The 17963-nt window shown below is 31.1% G+C and carries 12 protein-coding genes; 4 read left to right on the forward strand and 8 right to left on the reverse strand.

Annotated elements, in window-relative coordinates:
• Positions 1–33: 33 nt before the first annotated feature.
• From J5E45_RS05555 to J5E45_RS05590, 8 genes are all read right to left on the reverse strand, one after another.
• Entirely contained in the window at positions 34–372 is a 339-nt protein-coding gene (locus tag J5E45_RS05555) for an SAUGI family uracil-DNA glycosylase inhibitor (RefSeq protein ID WP_069995843.1), read from the reverse strand.
• A 472-nt stretch (positions 373–844) separates the two neighbouring features.
• Positions 845–2473, reverse strand: coding sequence for a cassette chromosome recombinase CcrB (gene ccrB, locus J5E45_RS05560; protein ID WP_069995848.1), 1629 nt, complete (start codon positions 2471–2473; stop codon positions 845–847).
• A 20-nt stretch (positions 2474–2493) separates the two neighbouring features.
• The gene (gene ccrA, locus J5E45_RS05565; RefSeq protein ID WP_208181764.1) at positions 2494–3843 is read right to left on the reverse strand and encodes a cassette chromosome recombinase CcrA; all 1350 of its coding nucleotides are present in this window, start codon (positions 3841–3843) and stop codon (positions 2494–2496) included.
• Between the two features lie 177 nt (positions 3844–4020).
• Positions 4021–4278: a hypothetical protein gene (locus J5E45_RS05570; protein ID WP_208181765.1), complete on the reverse strand. Its 258-nt coding sequence runs from the start codon at positions 4276–4278 to the stop codon at positions 4021–4023.
• 67 nt (positions 4279–4345) lie between these two features.
• Positions 4346–6133 carry a cassette chromosome replicative helicase gene (gene cch1 / locus J5E45_RS05575; RefSeq protein ID WP_208181766.1) on the reverse strand — a complete coding sequence of 596 codons (1788 nt, stop codon included), beginning with the start codon at positions 6131–6133 and terminating at the stop codon, positions 4346–4348.
• Entirely contained in the window at positions 6133–6426 is a 294-nt protein-coding gene (gene ssb, locus J5E45_RS05580; protein WP_037576829.1) for a cassette chromosome ssDNA-binding protein, read from the reverse strand. The genes cch1 and ssb overlap by 1 nt, the downstream gene beginning before the upstream one ends.
• 171 nt (positions 6427–6597) lie before the next feature.
• Entirely contained in the window at positions 6598–8109 is a 1512-nt protein-coding gene (locus tag J5E45_RS05585; RefSeq protein ID WP_208181767.1) for a hypothetical protein, read from the reverse strand.
• A gap of 61 nt (positions 8110–8170) precedes the next feature.
• Positions 8171–8836 (reverse strand): Cthe_2314 family HEPN domain-containing protein, encoded by a 666-nt coding sequence (locus J5E45_RS05590; protein WP_049371022.1) that lies wholly within the window; start codon positions 8834–8836, stop codon positions 8171–8173.
• A 632-nt stretch (positions 8837–9468) separates the two neighbouring features.
• Between J5E45_RS05590 and J5E45_RS05595 the strand changes: the two genes are divergently transcribed.
• The 4 genes from J5E45_RS05595 to J5E45_RS05610 all read left to right on the forward strand — a co-directional run bounded on the left by J5E45_RS05595 (position 9469) and on the right by J5E45_RS05610 (position 17924).
• On the forward strand, positions 9469–11190 hold the full coding sequence (locus tag J5E45_RS05595) for an ATP-dependent nuclease (protein WP_208181768.1): 1722 nt from the start codon (positions 9469–9471) through the stop codon (positions 11188–11190).
• Between the two features lie 929 nt (positions 11191–12119).
• Positions 12120–15188 (forward strand): type I restriction endonuclease subunit R, encoded by a 3069-nt coding sequence (locus J5E45_RS05600; protein WP_208181769.1) that lies wholly within the window; start codon positions 12120–12122, stop codon positions 15186–15188.
• Positions 15188–16732 (forward strand): type I restriction-modification system subunit M, encoded by a 1545-nt coding sequence (locus tag J5E45_RS05605; RefSeq protein WP_208181770.1) that lies wholly within the window; start codon positions 15188–15190, stop codon positions 16730–16732. Before J5E45_RS05600 ends, J5E45_RS05605 begins: the two co-directional genes overlap by 1 nt.
• Positions 16725–17924, forward strand: coding sequence for a restriction endonuclease subunit S (locus tag J5E45_RS05610; RefSeq protein ID WP_208181771.1), 1200 nt, complete (start codon positions 16725–16727; stop codon positions 17922–17924). The genes J5E45_RS05605 and J5E45_RS05610 overlap by 8 nt, the downstream gene beginning before the upstream one ends.
• The last annotated feature ends 39 nt before the right edge of the window (positions 17925–17963 follow it).

The following is a 17963-nucleotide window of genomic DNA, read 5'->3' on the forward strand; positions in this document are numbered from 1 at the left end:
GCTAATTGTGTTAGTTTGATATATTTATGCATATTATTGTCCTCCTGTTAGTAAGTATCGTTGATCTAAAAGGGGCATGATAGTGTTGTGTAGATATAAGAAATCCATATCATGGTTTTCATCAATATAGCCAATGGCTATGAGCTGTTTCTGATAGTAGAGAATGAAAGGGTAGATATTACTTTCGTGAAGTGTATCAGAGTAGTAGGTGTAGGTTTGAAGTATTTTATTACTGAGTGGCCCAAGCCTTACATATTGGTCAGGTAAGATATGATCAGCGATTTCCTCGATAGATTCACATTCCCACTTTTCATCTTTTGGCAGTTTGAATAAGTTGGTTATATAGTGCTTGAGTTGTTGTTCCAATGTCATTGTTATGACCTCCTAATGTGTTTGATGGATGTATGCATGTGATACATCATTTTGATAATATAAGTTTTAAATACCATTTGTTTCGCCTAGAAATCCCACTGAAATACAGAAAAGATCCCAATAGAAAGTCGTCACAATTGTTGATATAACAAGGAAATCCCGTTATCCCGCTCATTTCTCGGGAAATATAGCTATATATTTATATATCATTTGGATTTGGTGGTGTTATTACGACTTATTTTTCTTTTTATATTATTTATTTATAAATAATAACGGGATTTTGGGATTACGCTTGCGTAATCCTTCTCCTACATGAAGTTAGCCAATCCCGTTACTATCCCACTTATATTTTGTTTTGGGATGTTCTTTCGTCATATCAATATAAGCTTCACATTGAGTTATGACTTGTTAGTATGTTGAAAAGATTCGTTAGATGGGTGTTATTGAATGACGAAAGGACAGTACATAGATATTAAATTTGAAAGTAGAGTGTTTGAGGCAAAAATAAAGACGAAGTGCTGAGGAGCACTTCGTCTAGATTATTATTATTGAAAAGTTGTTTAATAATTTCATTATTAAGTTTTAGTGTAACGTAGAATTGCTTTTTATGATTCTCATCTTTACGAATGTCAATACGGTCAATAACCGTTAGGTACAAAGCTTTGAGCTGTGATTTATCCATGGATTCTATATTTTGAAATATTCGTTGTAATAAAGCAACGATTTGTTTAGTATCATAAGATGGTTTCTCTTGATTTTGTTGCTGCTTGAGTTGATTCATTTGGTTTGTGATATCATTCAGTTGTGTTTCATATTGATGAATGGTTGGTTTGAGTGCAGATGTTAAGTCTGGATTGTCTTCGATGGTTTGAATTAGATTTTTAAGTTTAGTGTTAATTTCATCAAATTGTTGTTGTTTATAAGCAATATCATGGTTAAGTGCAACTACATCGACTTGATTCTCTTGATTGACACGTTCGACAACTTGTTTGAGAACTTTATCACTTTTGACAATTTCAAGTATTTGGTCCATAACATATTTTTCAATGACATCGGCTCTAACACTATTCGCAGAACATACCTTTGAGCCTTTATTTCGAAAATTACTACACGAATAGTAGCGGATGCGTTTCTTTGTCCCATCTTTGAGTGTATTAGTAGTATTACTCGCGGCCATAGGTGCTCCGCATTGGGGACAATGAACGATACCTGTTAATAGATTAGTTCCTTTACCGTGAACTTGGGGTTTTTGACTGACTTGCTTTTTACGTGCTTGCACTTTATCCCATAATGCTTGGCTAATAATAGGGGCGTGCTTACCCTCAGCTATGATCGGTTTATCATTCAGTCCTTTACGACGTTTTTCATTCCAATCTTTGTACTTCGCAAATTGAATTTTACCCATATAGAAAGGATTGGATAGAATATAAGTAATAGAACTTATACTGAAAGGCTTCCCTTTTTTAGTGACATAGCCTTTATGATTTAGTGTATTGGCAATTTTACGATAGCCATGCCCTTTGGCATAAGATTCGAAAATATATTTTACAATATTAGCTTCATGTTGATTAATCATCAATTCGTGTTTACTGTCGGGTATTTTGTCATAGCCTAGCGGTAAATTTCCTTGATAATAGCCTTCTTGGGCACGTCTGGTTTGGCCCATGAATACGTTCTCGACAATGTTATTACGTTCGAATTCTGAGAAACTCGCAAGTATTTGTAACATGAGTTTACCAGAAGAAGTATTGACTTCCATACGTTCAGACAAACTGAAAAATTCGACATTTTGCTTATGCAAATCTTCGACAATTTTGAGTAAGTCTGATGTATTACGTGCCAGTCGGTTTGTTTTGTACACCATGACACAATCGATATGACCTTCATTCGCATCCTTCAACATACGTTGGAGCTCAGGACGGTTCATAGATTTTCCTGAGATACCACGATCAGCGTAAATATCTGTGACTTCAAAATGGTGAAATTGACAGTAGTCTCTAATCTGATTGATTTGGCCATTAATACTATAACCTTCTGTATTTTGGATTTCAGTCGATACACGGACATAGATACCGACACGTTTTTGTTTGAGTTGTTGCATGATTTTTTCATCCTTTCTTGTTAGACATTCAATGATTGCGAGGTTTGGTTCACAATGTTCAATGGTTCATTTTTGAAATAGATCCCAACAAGGGTTTTGTTTTTAGTAATGCGAATTTCATCAATATAGGGATGCAGCATGTTTAACGTGAAATTTTTCTGTATAACCTTTTGTAGTGATGCTTTTATCCGAATATCACTTATTGCTTGTATAGGTTTATGCTGCAGGTTTATCGATTGAGATTGTTCTCTGAATGTTTCTACATCAATTGTTCCTTGTGCTAATTTTTCAATGAGCTTTTCATGAGTTAATGTGTTATTAGTATTATGCATTTTTTGTTTTTTGAGCTGTTTCTCAATAGCATGTTTGATTTTCGAATAGAGCTGTTGGTCTCGAAAGAATTTTTGGCAAGATTCTAAGACCTGTTTTTCTAGGTTTTCAGCGTTTATGCCTTTAAAGTCACATATGAAACGTGATGCATTCATGTTTTTAGGACAGACATAATAACGTAATGAATGATTGGTTTTTTTAATGGTCATGTTGGTAAGGTTTGAACCACAACAAGGACATTTTATTTTTTGTTTCAGCTGATTCTCTGAAGGTATACAGTGAAGTTGCTTCTTAATACGGATTGCTTGAGCATTTTTATACATTGCTTTACTGATAATAGATGGGAACATATTATCAAAAGTACCGTATTTGTTATTCACACGTCCACAGTAATTAGGGTTCATAATAATGTTACGTACTTGATAGGGTTTTCGGTTGATTAGCTTAGTATCTTCTTCTAGGTATTGCGCAATTTTCTTATAACCATAGCCTTGTAGGTAGTAATGGAATATTGCCTTCACCGTTGGTGCTTCATCTTGATTAATTGTGAATGTACCATTGCGATAGGTATAACCAAATGGTGCATGTGTTGTAATCAGTTTACCTTGTTTCGCTTTTTCTTTGATTCCATTTTTGACTTGTTCGCCTATATTATCAGATTCTAGCTCGGCCAAGCTGATGAAAATATTGAGTTTGAGCCGATCGAACGCTTTATCCATATCAAAATAGCCATCATGAACGCTTAAGATATGAACATGGTATTTTTGACACAATTTCATGAGTTTTAATGCATTTTTCAAATTACGATGAAGTCGATTTAGACGATAGCAACATAATACGTCACATTGTCCCTGTTGAATCAGTTCAGTAATTTGTTGATAACCATTCCGCTTATCAGTACGTCCTGATTGTTTATCGCTATAAAAGGTAATGTGTTGAATATTATGTTTTTCGGCTAATGCCTTGATGGTTTGTTTTTGTGCTGCTAAGGATTGTTGCTTTGTAGTGCTCTGTCGTAAGTAACCAATTGCTTGTTTCATCGTGTTTCCTCCTTTCGAAGTGATAATATATATTTATGAACGAATTTATAGATGAGCCCAACACCTGCCTGGTGTTGGGCGTTATTATTAGTCATCAGCATGATTAATTTCTTCAATCACTAAATCAGCGAGTAATGTGATTAATTCGTCCATATGGTTCAACCTCCAAATATCAAATTATATTGAATTGATAACATGTTGCATTGTTATTCGTTCACTCCGTATACTTGGAACAATATGTTCAGTTATCTCTTTTTCATTTATGAATTCAGGGTACAAGTGATAAAATTTTAGTAGCTTCTGTTCCGTTTCAGTTAATACATATTGTTGCATATGGTAGTATCTGTCGATATAATTAACGACAATAGGTTTTTGATGATCATCGACTTCCACTGAAGTAATTGTGTAATTTAATAAGTTGACGTTTGTTTTCATTTTTATGCCTCCGATTAATTTAATGAGCTACAACGCATAGCGCGTTGTAGCGGTATAATATTCAAATTTATAGGTCTAAATCATCATTTGCTTCTTTTTCTTTCGCTTGTTTCATAAAGTTATTAAGCAAATCTGGATTTGTATTACCATCAAATTGCGGTGGTGTGTATGGTTCAGAATTTGAGCTTAAACCGAGAACAGATGCAAACTCACTAGGCAATATAAGATGGTAGAACAAGATCGTTTTTGTTTTGCCTTGAGTATCTTTGACATTACGTTTGATAGCTATCCGATCGGAATCCATCTGGATATATCCTTCTGCTCTTAAACTATCTATTACATTTTTTACATCTTGGTATTGGTTTTCTTCCAACATATGTTTAAAAACATCTTTAAGCATCTTGACTTGAATGTGATCGTCTTTCAGCTCAATAAGGCCATAATTTTCAGTCATTATGGAGAGTTTTTCATTTTCCGCAAACTTACTACGATTGCGTGCCACGAACTGAACTACACTATCAATCGCCTTGGCTCCCAAACTGCGCTCACTTATTGAATCTACATGATAACTAACTAGGTACTCTCTAACTGCGACCAAATCGATAGGGGTTGCAATTACACGTTCTAATATTCGTGCTGATGTCGTTATTGTTGCATAGCGTTTGAACATTCGAATACCTACATTGTTTGTTTCATTGTTAAGCTGTGCTTTGAACCAATCGTGTTCTTTATGAAACCACTTGATTACTTCAGATTCACGATTTAGAAGATATTCAGCTACTAACGGCATTACGTGTCCATAATTTTTTGATGTTCCTTTTTTAATAGCATCTGCATTGTCAGCGCTTGTTGTAAAGACATCAGAAATTTCTATGCATCTTGCTCTCAAACCATCATTTGCACTAGCATCTTTGAATATTGTGTGTTCTGCTGTACTAATCACACTAGATCCAAAGTGGTGAGGATTTTTTACATTTCCTTCTCGATTAGCACGTAGACGACCTTGCCCCTCTGCTAGGGAATAAAGTAAACCATTTGTATCTTTAAAGGTAGCTGCTGATAATTCATCTAAGGCAATAGGAACACCAAAGTTGTTACTTAAATATCCTTCAATTGCATTACGGGTGCCGTTCCAACCTCTGAATAATGTTTGGTCACCTTTAGATGGATTACCTGCTATTGAAACTGCTAATGCCGCTGCAGTCGATTTACCCGTACTAGAGTTCCCCATAAATGAAAATATCGTGCCAAAATATTCGACTTCATGCTTTGTTTTTAAGAACGCAGTCACTAATGAAGAAACACCAAATATCACAGCAAGCTCCAGTAACAAGTTTCCTTTTACTTCATCAAGATACATTTGCCACCAGCCTTCAAATGTACCTTTAGGTTGTAAGTCATACTTTGTTTCACAAATGATTTCATCAGCCTGAGACTGCTCGATGTCTTTTGAAAGATATGGTTCATCTAATGAAATGACAGTACCTTCATCAGTACGTAAGACACCTACACCTGTATACAATGTAGAAATGGGCAGTGATTGACGCATTAATTGTAGTGCATTACCTAGCGATTTAATGTACTTTTCATTGATGCTGAACCCAAACATAACCAGTCTAGGTAACTTTTGTGTCGTTAGAATATCTGACGTTTCAATACGTTCAATATTTTTGCCATCCGTGATAGTCAATTTCTCAACCCCTGTAGTAGGGTCGAGAAATTTGTTTTCTATGATGATTGGACTAGATAAACGAATTATCTTATCTTCGTCATTTTTGTTTTTTGCTCGAATAAGTTCATACCATGCAGTTGAATCTAACCAGTATGGATATTGCTTGAATATGTTGTTAGTCATTAGTTGTTACCGCCTTTCCAGTTACTTTTGTGACGCATTGGATTTGGTCCTGTTTTACGATACACTAAGTTCCCGTTGCTATTCTTACCAATAATGACAAATGGAACACTTGGCGTGTTCTTTACAAAGTATGCAAACCAACGACCAACATCTTGTTGTACGTCAGTTGAACATGTAACGTTGGACGCCAAATTTAAATCGTTAAACGTAAAATCTTTACCAATTGCTAAATTAAAAGCAACACCACAAGCGCGTCTTTTTAACAAAAGAAAGCAATAACTTTTTTTGCTCATATAAAATTCCTCCTAATAATTAAAATCATCAAATTTGATGTAATTACATACTAATCCCTCACAAGTAGGCTTAGTTTCAAATTTTCCAGGGGAATTTTAGGACACTGATATAAAGGGGTTTAAAAGAAAAAATACCTATCGAATACATGTATTCGATAGGCAATTAATTTATTAAAAATAAATATTTCTATGCTTTTTACTGTTTTTAAAACGTGATTCATAAAATTTACTAATAAGTTGAGTCATTAATGTATCACGAAAATCGTTAGGATTAGAGGTCAAACCATATCTATTATAAAATGTGCTTATGTCATAGTCAGCAAGTGTTGAAAGTAGTTCACTTTCAATAGTTGAAGTTAGTTTGCGATTCATTTGAATAGTTTCAGCAATTACCGCTTTTAGATTTGAATTTCTAGCATAGCCATTAATTAAATTTTCTATATGTTGTGATTTTTGATCGTATTTTTCAATCCAACTTTTTAAGTCCTGTTTAAGATTACTTATTATATGTAAAGATACTAGTATGTCTTGCTCTGTTGCTTTTTGCATTATGGTACTCACAGTTTGAACTAGTTCGTCTAATAAATCTGAAATAGCAGTAAATAGGGTGAAATGAAACGTATCTTCAATAGTTGTCTTATAATAGAGTTTATTATAACTGATTAGATGTTCCTTCTTCATGAATTCATCAATTTTTTCTTTTGACTGTATAATGTCATCAACAGTTATTGTTTTTCTGCGCAAGCTTTCATTTGCAATACTGCGAATAAATTTAAAGTAAGGGTCATTTTTATCGTATAGATAAAGCGAAACACCAATAGCAGCTTGTCTGAATTGATCGATATTGTCAGATTGTTCTAAAGAATCATTTTTATGAGTTGACGGTTTAATACTATTTGCAATGTCAAAATATTGGGAGTCACTTTTTCGTTGTTTAATTAAGTTTTTATTAATTAATTTTATAAAGTAATTTGACTTATTTTGACTTAATATGTCTTTTTCCAGATGGGAGTCCTGCTTTTCTTTATATACAAAATATTTAGTTAAGAAATCACTTATTAAAATGTCATTATATGATTCTGCAGTTAAGTCTTGATGGTTCTTTATAATTTCATTTTTAAGTTTGTTGAATTCTGAAGATGAATTTAATTTATCTTTGTTTTTATTCATTTTAAATTGAATATCCCATTTTTTAAGATTTATCTTACCCATTATTTGTCTTTTTACATTTTCTGCAGTTTGTTTAGCAAATTCTGTTTTGTCTGAAATGGCAAGTAAGAATTCATCAAAGTATGATTCTATTGTTTTTAAATCTAAGAATAGGAGAACGGAAGAGCCTTCTTCAACGATTTCTTGTGATATATCATCAATATCGATTTTACTTTGACTATCTATAAAAAATGATAATTTATCATTTTTAAAAATTTCCGATTGATATATATTTGGGACATTGTCAGTAAATATACCGTTTGAATCTGATTTTACTGTATGTTGTTCAATAATTTGATCTGGTTGATTTACGAAGTAACTAATATAAACTGTTTCATTAGGTAATGATTGTCCTTTAATTAAGTTATATTCATTAAATGTGATTCTTTCTGGTACAAATTCATTGCTGATTTTATGTATAAAATAGTTGAATTTCTGAAACCATAATTCTATTTTCCATTTGTTCTTTATCATACTAATCATCCATTTCTATAAAATATTAATATTTTTGGGTGAATTTTGAATGGTATAACTATTATAAGATGGTAAGTGCTGTTTTAATATGTTTAGCCTTTTTTTGCAGTTTTTCTAAATCAGACTCTATGTCTTTTATAGCTTCCTCAATATCATTAATCATTGGTTTATTAGCTTTAAAAAAAGCAATTCCATGCTCATCTTTCTCGGGATGGCTATTTAATCGGTATGGAGTTATGTTATGAGTATATTCATCTCTATACTTTACGGTACGAATAGGACTGTTTTTATTAAGTATATTTCCTAATTTTTTAAAAGTTTCATTGTCAGAAGCCTTTAATTTGCCTACTAATTCTCTTTTAAAACCTAATTCTAATTTAACTTCATAAGAATGGGTTAATTCTCTTATCAAGATATACATTAAATCGTGTATAGTATGTAAAAAATGAAGAGTTATGTTGTGATAATAAAATACCCAATAATAATTTTTCTCTAGGTTATTTGTATATGGTAAATTTTTATGTGCATACTTCAAACATACAAAAGAATTGCAAAAATATTCACAAGTATCATGTATTGAATTGATAGCGGAGGGGACATTCGAACCTATTTGCTCAAATCCACTTACTAAAGTATTAACCTTTGAAAAATCAAATATATTGATCTCAGTAAGTAATTTGTTATATTCAATGTCAAAACAGTTTTCGTCGATAACAAAAGGTTTCATAACATTAGATCCTTTCAAATTAGTGATTAACTTTTGTTAATCTTGTTTTTAGTGCATTTAGTTAAGATTTTACTTATATTTATTATACTATAAGATAAATTTATCTTTAACTTAATTTACTTTATTTAAAAAAAGAGAGTAGAATTGAGATGACAATATATGTCATCTTTACTCAGAACATGATAAATGGGGCTTTTCAAACAAAGAAATTACGTTCTATACACATACAAAACAAATGAAAATAAAAGGGGTTTCTAAAGAAAATCATCTTTTAGTTAGTATACCAAGTGAATTTAGTTATGCTACAAATTTCTATCTATTTGGCTATATTGTTAACCCACCAAAATTACTTGTAAAGATACGAGGTGAGACTCTTTCAGGAAATGAGTTTACCGATGAAATTGAAATCCAACTCCAACTCCAAAGATTTAAACTGAGCTATAACCCTTTCAAAGCGGAGATTACATTATTTGCTTAAAATAAAGAAATATTCATCAAAAAACCGCATCACCAAGCGATAAGCAGAAAGTTATCATAAATAGGTGAGGGGAATTTTGATACCATCATAAACATTAATATTTGTCTGAATATTTTTGAAATATAATAAAATAATGAGTAAAGAAAGGTGAAAAATGAAAATAAGTGATGTTTATATCGAAAATTTTAGAAGTATCAGTGAAGCCAAATTAAATTTATCTAATTATAGTGTAGTATTTGGAAAAAACAATGAAGGTAAATCAAACATTATGAAAGCTATCTATAGAGCGTGGAATATTATTGGAGATTTTTCTACATATTCTTATACTTCCATAAGGTTAAGACACAAGAAAAATGGTTTTAGAATTAAATATAACGGTACTGCTTTTTCAAATACAAATAAAGAAATTGAAGATGATATAACTATAGATTCAAAGAATAAAAGTAAAATTATCACAATTGGTTTATATTTTAATTTAACATCTGAAGAAAAAGTGAAACTTAATAGATTAATGAAGAGTAAGACTAAAATAACTGATAAAATTTACGTGGAAGTAAAGTATGATGAGTCTTTATTTTATAATTGTAAAATAAAATTAAACATAAATGGTAGGTTTTTAATGTCACCTGAAAACATCCATGCTAGTGTTGCATTTATAATAGAAAACTTTGGTATTGATTATATTCCCTCAATTAGAACAGAAGAAACTGCTACTGAAATCGTTCAAAATGCTGTGAAAGAAAGGTTAAAAGACTTGAGGCTTAGAGAGGAATATAATGAAGCAATTAGTTTGGTAAATGAACTACAAGATCAAGAGTTGAAAAAGTTATCTTCACAAATTGAACCAGATTTAAAAAGATATTTAAAAAATATTACTTCTATAGAGGTTGTATCTTTAAGAAATGATAGACCTGTAATAAATTATGGATACTCAAGAGATATTGATATACATATTGATGATGGTAGATTAACGAGCATAAAAAATAAGGGCGATGGAATAAAGAGTTTAATTGCTCTATCTATATTACAAACAAGTGAGTCGAGCAATAGATTATTAATGATAGATGAACCTGAAGCACATTTACATTCAGGAGCAATTAGAGAACTTAAAAGTAAAATTAAGAATGATACTTTGAATCATCAAACATTAATATGCTCTCATCATCAGATTTTTGTGGATCGAAACCAAATTACCAATAACAAAATTTTAAATAAAGGAAGAATACAAGAAAATACTAATATTCGCAAGATTAGAAGTGAGTTAGGTGTGTCTCTTAGTGAAAACTTGCTTAGCTCAGAACTAGTATTATTAGTAGAAGGAGATACGGATAAGTATATAGTAGAGGAATTTATATCAAAAAATAACCCGAAATTAAAATCTTATATTGATGATGGAAGGTTTTTTATAGATTCGATTCAAGGCGTTCGTAATTTATCAACGAGAGTTTCAATTTATGAAGCAGGACTTTGTAAAATAATATGCTTATTAGATAATGATGATGCAACTAAAGACATAAATAAAGAAGAATCAGGTAGTGAGACAGAATATTTCTATATACCTAGACTAGATAAAAAGGAAGCAGAAATAGAAGATATATTTGAAGAAGATTTTATATTTAAAGTAGTAGAAAAGGTATTTGGAATTAAAGAGGCAATTAAAAGAAAAGGAATAATAGGAGATTTTAAATTTACAAAAGGATTAAAAAAATTAATTGATAGTTACCGAGGAAAAACATTAGAAAAAGCTGACGAAAATATGTTTAAATGGGCAGTAGTTAAAGAATTACAAGATCAGGAAACTCTACCTATTAAAAAGGAATATAAAATATTTTTAAAAGATATATTTGAAGAAATAGAAAAACTTATAGAAGGATAGAAAGTGACAATGCAATGTAAAAAAACAGCAATTTTATTTTAGTTACCTAATAATTATTAAAGAGACTGCATCCTTTAAATGGAAATACTATAAACTAGCTGTTTTTCTATATTGCAACTTTTAAGGATTACTAAGAGGGTTAAGATAAGGTGTGTATGTAATAATAAAACCTAATTAATACTCGATAAGCAGAAGCGTATCATAAGTGATGTGGTTTTTGATAAGGTTCCCCTTATTAGTGATATTACTAATAAGCACTCAACGATTTATTCGTTAAGTGCTTTCGAGCATTTCAAATGATATTATTTTTAATGCTCTTCATTTTTTCATTGTTACTTATATATTCAGGGCATTACATCCATATTCATTGATACTTGCGTCAAATCATATACTAATATTACGTTTTCCAACACTTTTTTAAATTTCTCCATAGGCGGCATCTCCTTCAAAAATCTAAATCTTAAAATTGTAGTCAATAATATTATGAATATAAAATACCCGGATTTTAATCCCCTAAATATATAAAATTCTAAAAGTTACTTTTCAACTTTTCATTATTAGTATACCATTTATTGTTGCGATGAGACTAATTGAAGATGATAATCTAATATTGAATACTTCATAAGTTCGTTCTTTTCAAAGTATATAAAATTTACTTCCATCACTTCTTATACTTATAACTAAAATACACTCTCTACTATAATAAACTAATTAAAATCTAACTTTTAATTCTCGCCAATTTACTATGACACATTAAATTAGAAATAAGAGTTACATATTCAACAATATCTGAAAAAATTGCGACTGTACTTCATTTTTTATGATATATTCAAACTATACATAAGTAATCTAACAATACTACCCAGAATTATTTAATTATATTCATCAATATTTATACATATAAAGTCACACATATAGTAGGAGTACAAATGACAAAGGAACTTAAAATTGAAAATCAATTTATACAAATATTAAGTGAAAAAGAAAATCAATGGCGTTATAGAGAAGATATTAAAACAGAATCTGATTTATGGAATAATTTCAAATTACATTTGAATCGTATAAATCTATCTATATTAAAAGATAAACCTATCACAGATAATGAATTTAAAAATATTAAAGTAGAATTTCGTAGATTAACTGCGTCTCCATTTTTAGCTTCACAATGGTTACGTGGTGAAAATGGCACTGCTCAAATTACTTTAGAACGAGACAGTGGTAAAAAAATAACATTAGAAGTTTTTAGAAATAAAGATATTGCTGGCGGAAATTCGTCATATGAAGTAGTTAACCAAATTGTTCCGGATACAGAACGTAAATCACGCGGAGACGTTACACTATTAATTAATGGTCTCCCAGTCATTCACATAGAATTAAAAAGTGAAACAGCTAAAGATGGTTTTATACAAGCTTTTCACCAAATCCAACGATATGACGAAAATGGTTTTTTTAATGGGATTTATGCTGCAATTCAATTATTCGTGGTTTCAAACAAAGTGGATACTCGCTATTTTGCTCGTCCTAGTCACAATACACCTGAAGCTTATAAACGCACAGAAAAGTTCTTGTTTAATTGGCGTACAGAAGATAATGTTCCTGTTCCAAATTTATTTGATTTCACGCGTTTAGTATTGCGTATTCCTAATGCTCACGAACTCATTAGCCAATTTTCTATTTTAGTAGATGACAATAAGAGTCAAAAATTTCTAATGGTGTTACGTCCATATCAAATACATGCAATACGTAAAATTCGCGAAAATGCTGCGAAGCATGAAGGTGGGTTTATTTGGCATGCAACTGGTTCAGGTAAGACTATAACAAGTTTCATTGCGACTAAATTGTTAGCTCAAAATTTAATCGGTGTAGATCGTACTGTTATGATAGTGGACAGAACTGATTTAGATGAACAAACGACAGGAGAATTTACAAAATTCGCTTCTGAATTCCATACGGGTCAAAGCATTGGAGATGCACCTAATAACACGCTTATTGTAGGTATTAAAAATCAAAGACAACTCACGAAAAGTTTACTTTCGAAAAAAAGTAATAATACTATCTTAGTTTCAACAATACAAAAACTATCAGCAGCGATGCGATCAGCTCAAGAAGAAAGTAATTTAAAAGGTATAAATCGTTTTGAAAAATTACGTGGTGAACATATTGTTTTTATCGTTGATGAAGCACATCGTGCGGTGAGTGATGAAGAAATGCGCCGTATTAAAAAGATACTACCTAATTCAACTTGGTTTGGTTTAACAGGTACACCTATTTTTGAAGAAAATCAAAAACAAGAAAATGGGACATACGCACGAACAACAGACCAACAATATGGTCCTTTATTACATGCTTATACCACTAAAAATGCAATAGATGACAAAGCAGTTCTCGGTTTTCAAGTAGAATATCATTCATTACTAACAAATGATGAGCAAGTTGAAATGGTCTCTCGACTTAATAATAAAAATGTCCCTGAAGATTTATTGCAACAGGAAAAATTATTGAAGACGGAAATATATGAAAATGACGACCATATTCGTGCTATGTTACATAAAATCTTCAATCGTCGTAGCATAATCAAAAAATTTAATGTCCAAAATGGTTACCCCACTATGGCAGCTATTTTGACAACCCATTCAATCAAACAGGCAAAGCGCATTTACTATATGTTACAAGAAATGAAAGAAAACGGCACACTCTTTACAGGACGACCATATGATGAACGCCATCAATTAATTGATTCCGGATTCCCGAGAGTAGCTATTACATTTTCTACAAATCCAGATCAACAAGACATCAATACTTCAAATGATGAGCTATCAAAAATTATGGAGGAGTATAGTCAATTATTTAATAGTACTCCCTATAAAGATGAAAAACTCTATAATAAAAATATTAATAAACGATTAGAACGTAAAGAAAGACAATATCAAAAGAATGGAGAGTGGCTTGATTTAGTCATTGTAGTAGATCGATTACTAACAGGCTTTGACTCTCCTACTATTCAAACACTGTATATTGATCGTGAAATGAAATATCAGAAGCTTCTACAAGCTTTTTCTCGTACGAATCGTATTTACCCTGGAAAAGATTACGGTATGATTGTAACATTTCGAAAGCCTACTTTAATGAAAGAAAATGTAGCAAAGACATTTGAGTTATTCTCAAATGAAAAGCAAAGTTTCAAAGATTTAATCCCAAAAGAATATACAGAAGTACGTTCAGAATTTGATGAATTAGTAAACAACTATCAACAAGCAGAGACTGAATTAGAAGAAAACCCTAATGATTTAAAGGCTATGATAAATCAAGTTAGGGCCTTTCAACAATTAGAAAAGAATTTTAAAGCACTCAAAAGTTACGATGATTTTGAAGAAGACGCAGAATCATTAGAACACATAACGGACGAAATACCCACATATAAAGGCAAAGTAGAAAATTTACGTGCAGCTATTAAATCACAAGCTGTTGAAGATGGTAACAAAGAAATAGAACAATTATTAGAAGACATCGAATTTTCATCAAACTTAAATGCAAGTCATGAAGATACTGTAGATAGTTTTTATATCAATCAATTATTGAAAGATATTCAAAACAATAATCCAGATGCGATAGATAAATTTGATAAAGAAATTAAACGTAAAGATCCTCAAGTCCAATCTATGTATTATGATTTAAGAAAAGAACTACTAGAGAAAAGCGACGATATTGACGCTGTTGACCTTAAAATTCGAAAAATACAAAGTAAAATTCATGAATTAACACAAGAAAAGTCTAGTGAATATGGCTTGTCTTATGAGACTTTAATATCTGCTCTAAATGAATATCAAAGTGATAAAAAAGATATTCCTTATTTACCACAACTGTTAGATACAATGGAGATAACTAAAGAAGATTTTGAATATAAAACAGGCGAAAAATATCGCCGTCGTACAAAGGTAATAGAACAATTATTAACTGATTTATTTGATACTATTCAAACATGGAAAGAGGAATTATAATGGCAACAACACTTAAACAACAACTATGGGCATCTGCGGATATTTTACGCGGTAAAATGGATGCTAGTGAATATAAGAACTATTTACTTGGACTGATTTTCTATAAATATCTTTCAGATGCTGAACTTCGTGAAGTATATGAACAAGAAAACGGACAAACAATTACTTATCCAGATCGAGATGAGCAGTATAGGATATTATCTGAATGGTATGAAGAAGATAGAGAAGACATAAAAGAAATCATTCAATTACAAAAAGGATATTTTATTGAACCTGATAAATTATTTTATAATTTACGTAAAAAATCAGACACTTATGAATTTGAATTGAGACATTTACAAGCAGGTTTTACCGCATTAGAACAGCAAGGAGAACTTTTTAAGGGTTTATTTGCGGATATTGACCTTGATTCCACAAAGCTTGGTTCAACAATACAACAACGTAATGTAACCATTACGGAAGTTTTACGTGCCCTAGATGAAATTGATTTATTTGAACATGGTGGCGACGTCATTGGTGATGCTTATGAATACTTGATTGGATTATTTGCGGCTAGTGCAGGTAAGAAAGCTGGAGAATTCTATACACCACAAGCTGTTTCGCATATTATTTCACAAATCACAGCTATTGATCAAGAAGATTGCGTACCCTTCCACATTTACGATCCGACAATGGGGTCGGGTTCATTAATGTTAAATATTCGTCGATTTATAAAAAATCCGAAACAAATAAACTATCACGGTCAAGAATTGAATACGACAACGTATAATCTAGGACGAATGAACTTGATTCTACATGGTGTAGATAAAGACCGTATGCGTCTTAAAAATAGCGATACTTTAGACTCTGATTGGCCAACAGAAGAACCCCATCAATTTGATTCTGTCGTGATGAATCCTCCTTATTCAGCAAAATGGTCAGCATCAGACAAGTTTTTATCAGATGCTCGCTTTGAACGCTTTGGTCGATTAGCACCTAAATCAAAAGCTGATTTCGCCTTTCTTTTACATGGTTTTTACCATTTAAAAGATACAGGCACAATGGGAATTGTTTTACCTCATGGGGTACTTTTCAGAGGTGGTGCTGAAGGCGTTATCCGTCAAACCTTATTAGAATTAGGATCGATAGATGCTGTTATTGGATTACCTGCGAATATATTTTATGGTACACCTATTCCAACAACAATTATTATACTTAAGAAGAACAGAAGTAATCGTGATGTATTATTTATAGATGCATCTCAAGACTTCGAAAAAAGAAAAAATCAAAACTTCTTGTTAGAAGAACATATCGAAAAAATCATATCAACATATAAGCAACGTCAAGCTATTGAAAAATATGCATATATAGCAAGTTTAGAAGAAATTGAAGAAAATGACTATAACCTTAACATTCCAAGGTATGTAGATACATTTGAAGAAGAAGAAGCAATTGATTTAGCACAAGTTCAAATGGACCTGGATCAAATAAATAGTGAAATCGTAGATATTGAAAAAGAAATTAATAGTTACCTAAATGAATTAGGAGTGTTAAAACATGACTAATGAAACTAAGAATGTACCTGAGTTAAGATTCCCAGAGTTTAGTGAGAAATGGAGTATAAATATATTTGGTGATGTTGTAACAAATAAAAGTTCTAAATATACTCCGAAAAAAACTGAAGCTCTTATTGATATAGAATTGGATAGTATTGAATCTAATACAGGTAGATTAATAAAAAATTACACCTCAAACGACTTTAGTAGCCAAAAGAACGTATTTACGCAAAACCAAGTATTATATAGTAAACTTCGACCATATTTAAATAAGTATTATTTTCCTAACTTTGATGGTGTATGCACTTCAGAAATTTGGGTTTTGGATTCTAAATACAGTTCCACATTATCTAACGAATTTTTATATTACTTTATTCAAACCAATAAATTTAAAGAAGTAACTAATAAATCATCTGGTTCTAAAATGCCTAGAGCTGACTGGAATTTAGTTGGAAACATGAGGTTTAATATCACTAGTTTAAAAGAACAACAAAAGATTGGTAACTTCTTCAGCAAACTCGATTGCCAAATCGACTTGGAAGAACAAAAATTAGAGAAGTTAGAGGAACAGAAAAGGGGATATATGCAAAAAATTTTCTCACAAGAATTCCGATTCAAAGATGAAAATGGTAATAATTATTCAGAATGGGAAGGAACTAATTTAGGTAATTTACTGCTGGAAATAAATCAAAAATCAACTTTAAATGACCAATATCTGTTACTGTCTTCAACAAAAAATGGTTTGGTAAATCAATCTGATTATTTTAAGAAGCAAATTGGGAGTAAGGATAATACAGGATATAAAATTTTAAGGTTAAATCAAATGGTTATAAGCCCACAGAATTTATGGCTAGGTAATATAAATTTCAATGATCAATTTGAAATCGGAATTGTCTCGCCATCATATAGAATATATGAATTCAATTCAAAAGTGACTTTCCAGTTTCTAAAATATTTATTAAAGACTTCTAGATATATTTATGAATATGGTCAGGCTTCAGAACAAGGAGCTAGCGTTGTTAGGAGGAATTTGAATTTAGATTTGTTTTATGAAATAAAAGTGAATTTGCCTAAATTAGTTGAACAAGAAAAAATCGGTAACTTTTTTAAAAAAATTGATAAGTCTATTGATAAGCAATTCAATAAAGTTGAATTATTAAAAGAACGTAAGAAAGGATTTTTACAGAAGATGTTTGTGTAGTTCTGATAAAGCCCTATTATGTAAACAAAAATTTAAATA

The organism is Staphylococcus shinii (assembly GCF_017583065.1).
Classification (GTDB): domain Bacteria; phylum Bacillota; class Bacilli; order Staphylococcales; family Staphylococcaceae; genus Staphylococcus; species Staphylococcus shinii.

Coding starts and splice junctions, on each gene's coding strand:
- J5E45_RS05555 (WP_069995843.1), bottom strand. CDS start 372: ATGACATTGGAACAACAACTCAAGCACTATATAACCAACTTATTCAAA.
- ccrB (WP_069995848.1), bottom strand. CDS start 2,473: ATGCAACAACTCAAACAAAAACGTGTCGGTATCTATGTCCGTGTATCG.
- ccrA (WP_208181764.1), bottom strand. CDS start 3,843: ATGAAACAAGCAATTGGTTACTTACGACAGAGCACTACAAAGCAACAA.
- J5E45_RS05570 (WP_208181765.1), bottom strand. CDS start 4,278: ATGAAAACAAACGTCAACTTATTAAATTACACAATTACTTCAGTGGAA.
- cch1 (WP_208181766.1), bottom strand. CDS start 6,133: ATGACTAACAACATATTCAAGCAATATCCATACTGGTTAGATTCAACT.
- ssb (WP_037576829.1), bottom strand. CDS start 6,426: ATGAGCAAAAAAAGTTATTGCTTTCTTTTGTTAAAAAGACGCGCTTGT.
- J5E45_RS05585 (WP_208181767.1), bottom strand. CDS start 8,109: ATGATAAAGAACAAATGGAAAATAGAATTATGGTTTCAGAAATTCAAC.
- J5E45_RS05590 (WP_049371022.1), bottom strand. CDS start 8,836: ATGAAACCTTTTGTTATCGACGAAAACTGTTTTGACATTGAATATAAC.
- J5E45_RS05595 (WP_208181768.1), top strand. CDS start 9,469: ATGAAAATAAGTGATGTTTATATCGAAAATTTTAGAAGTATCAGTGAA.
- J5E45_RS05600 (WP_208181769.1), top strand. CDS start 12,120: ATGACAAAGGAACTTAAAATTGAAAATCAATTTATACAAATATTAAGT.
- J5E45_RS05605 (WP_208181770.1), top strand. CDS start 15,188: ATGGCAACAACACTTAAACAACAACTATGGGCATCTGCGGATATTTTA.
- J5E45_RS05610 (WP_208181771.1), top strand. CDS start 16,725: ATGACTAATGAAACTAAGAATGTACCTGAGTTAAGATTCCCAGAGTTT.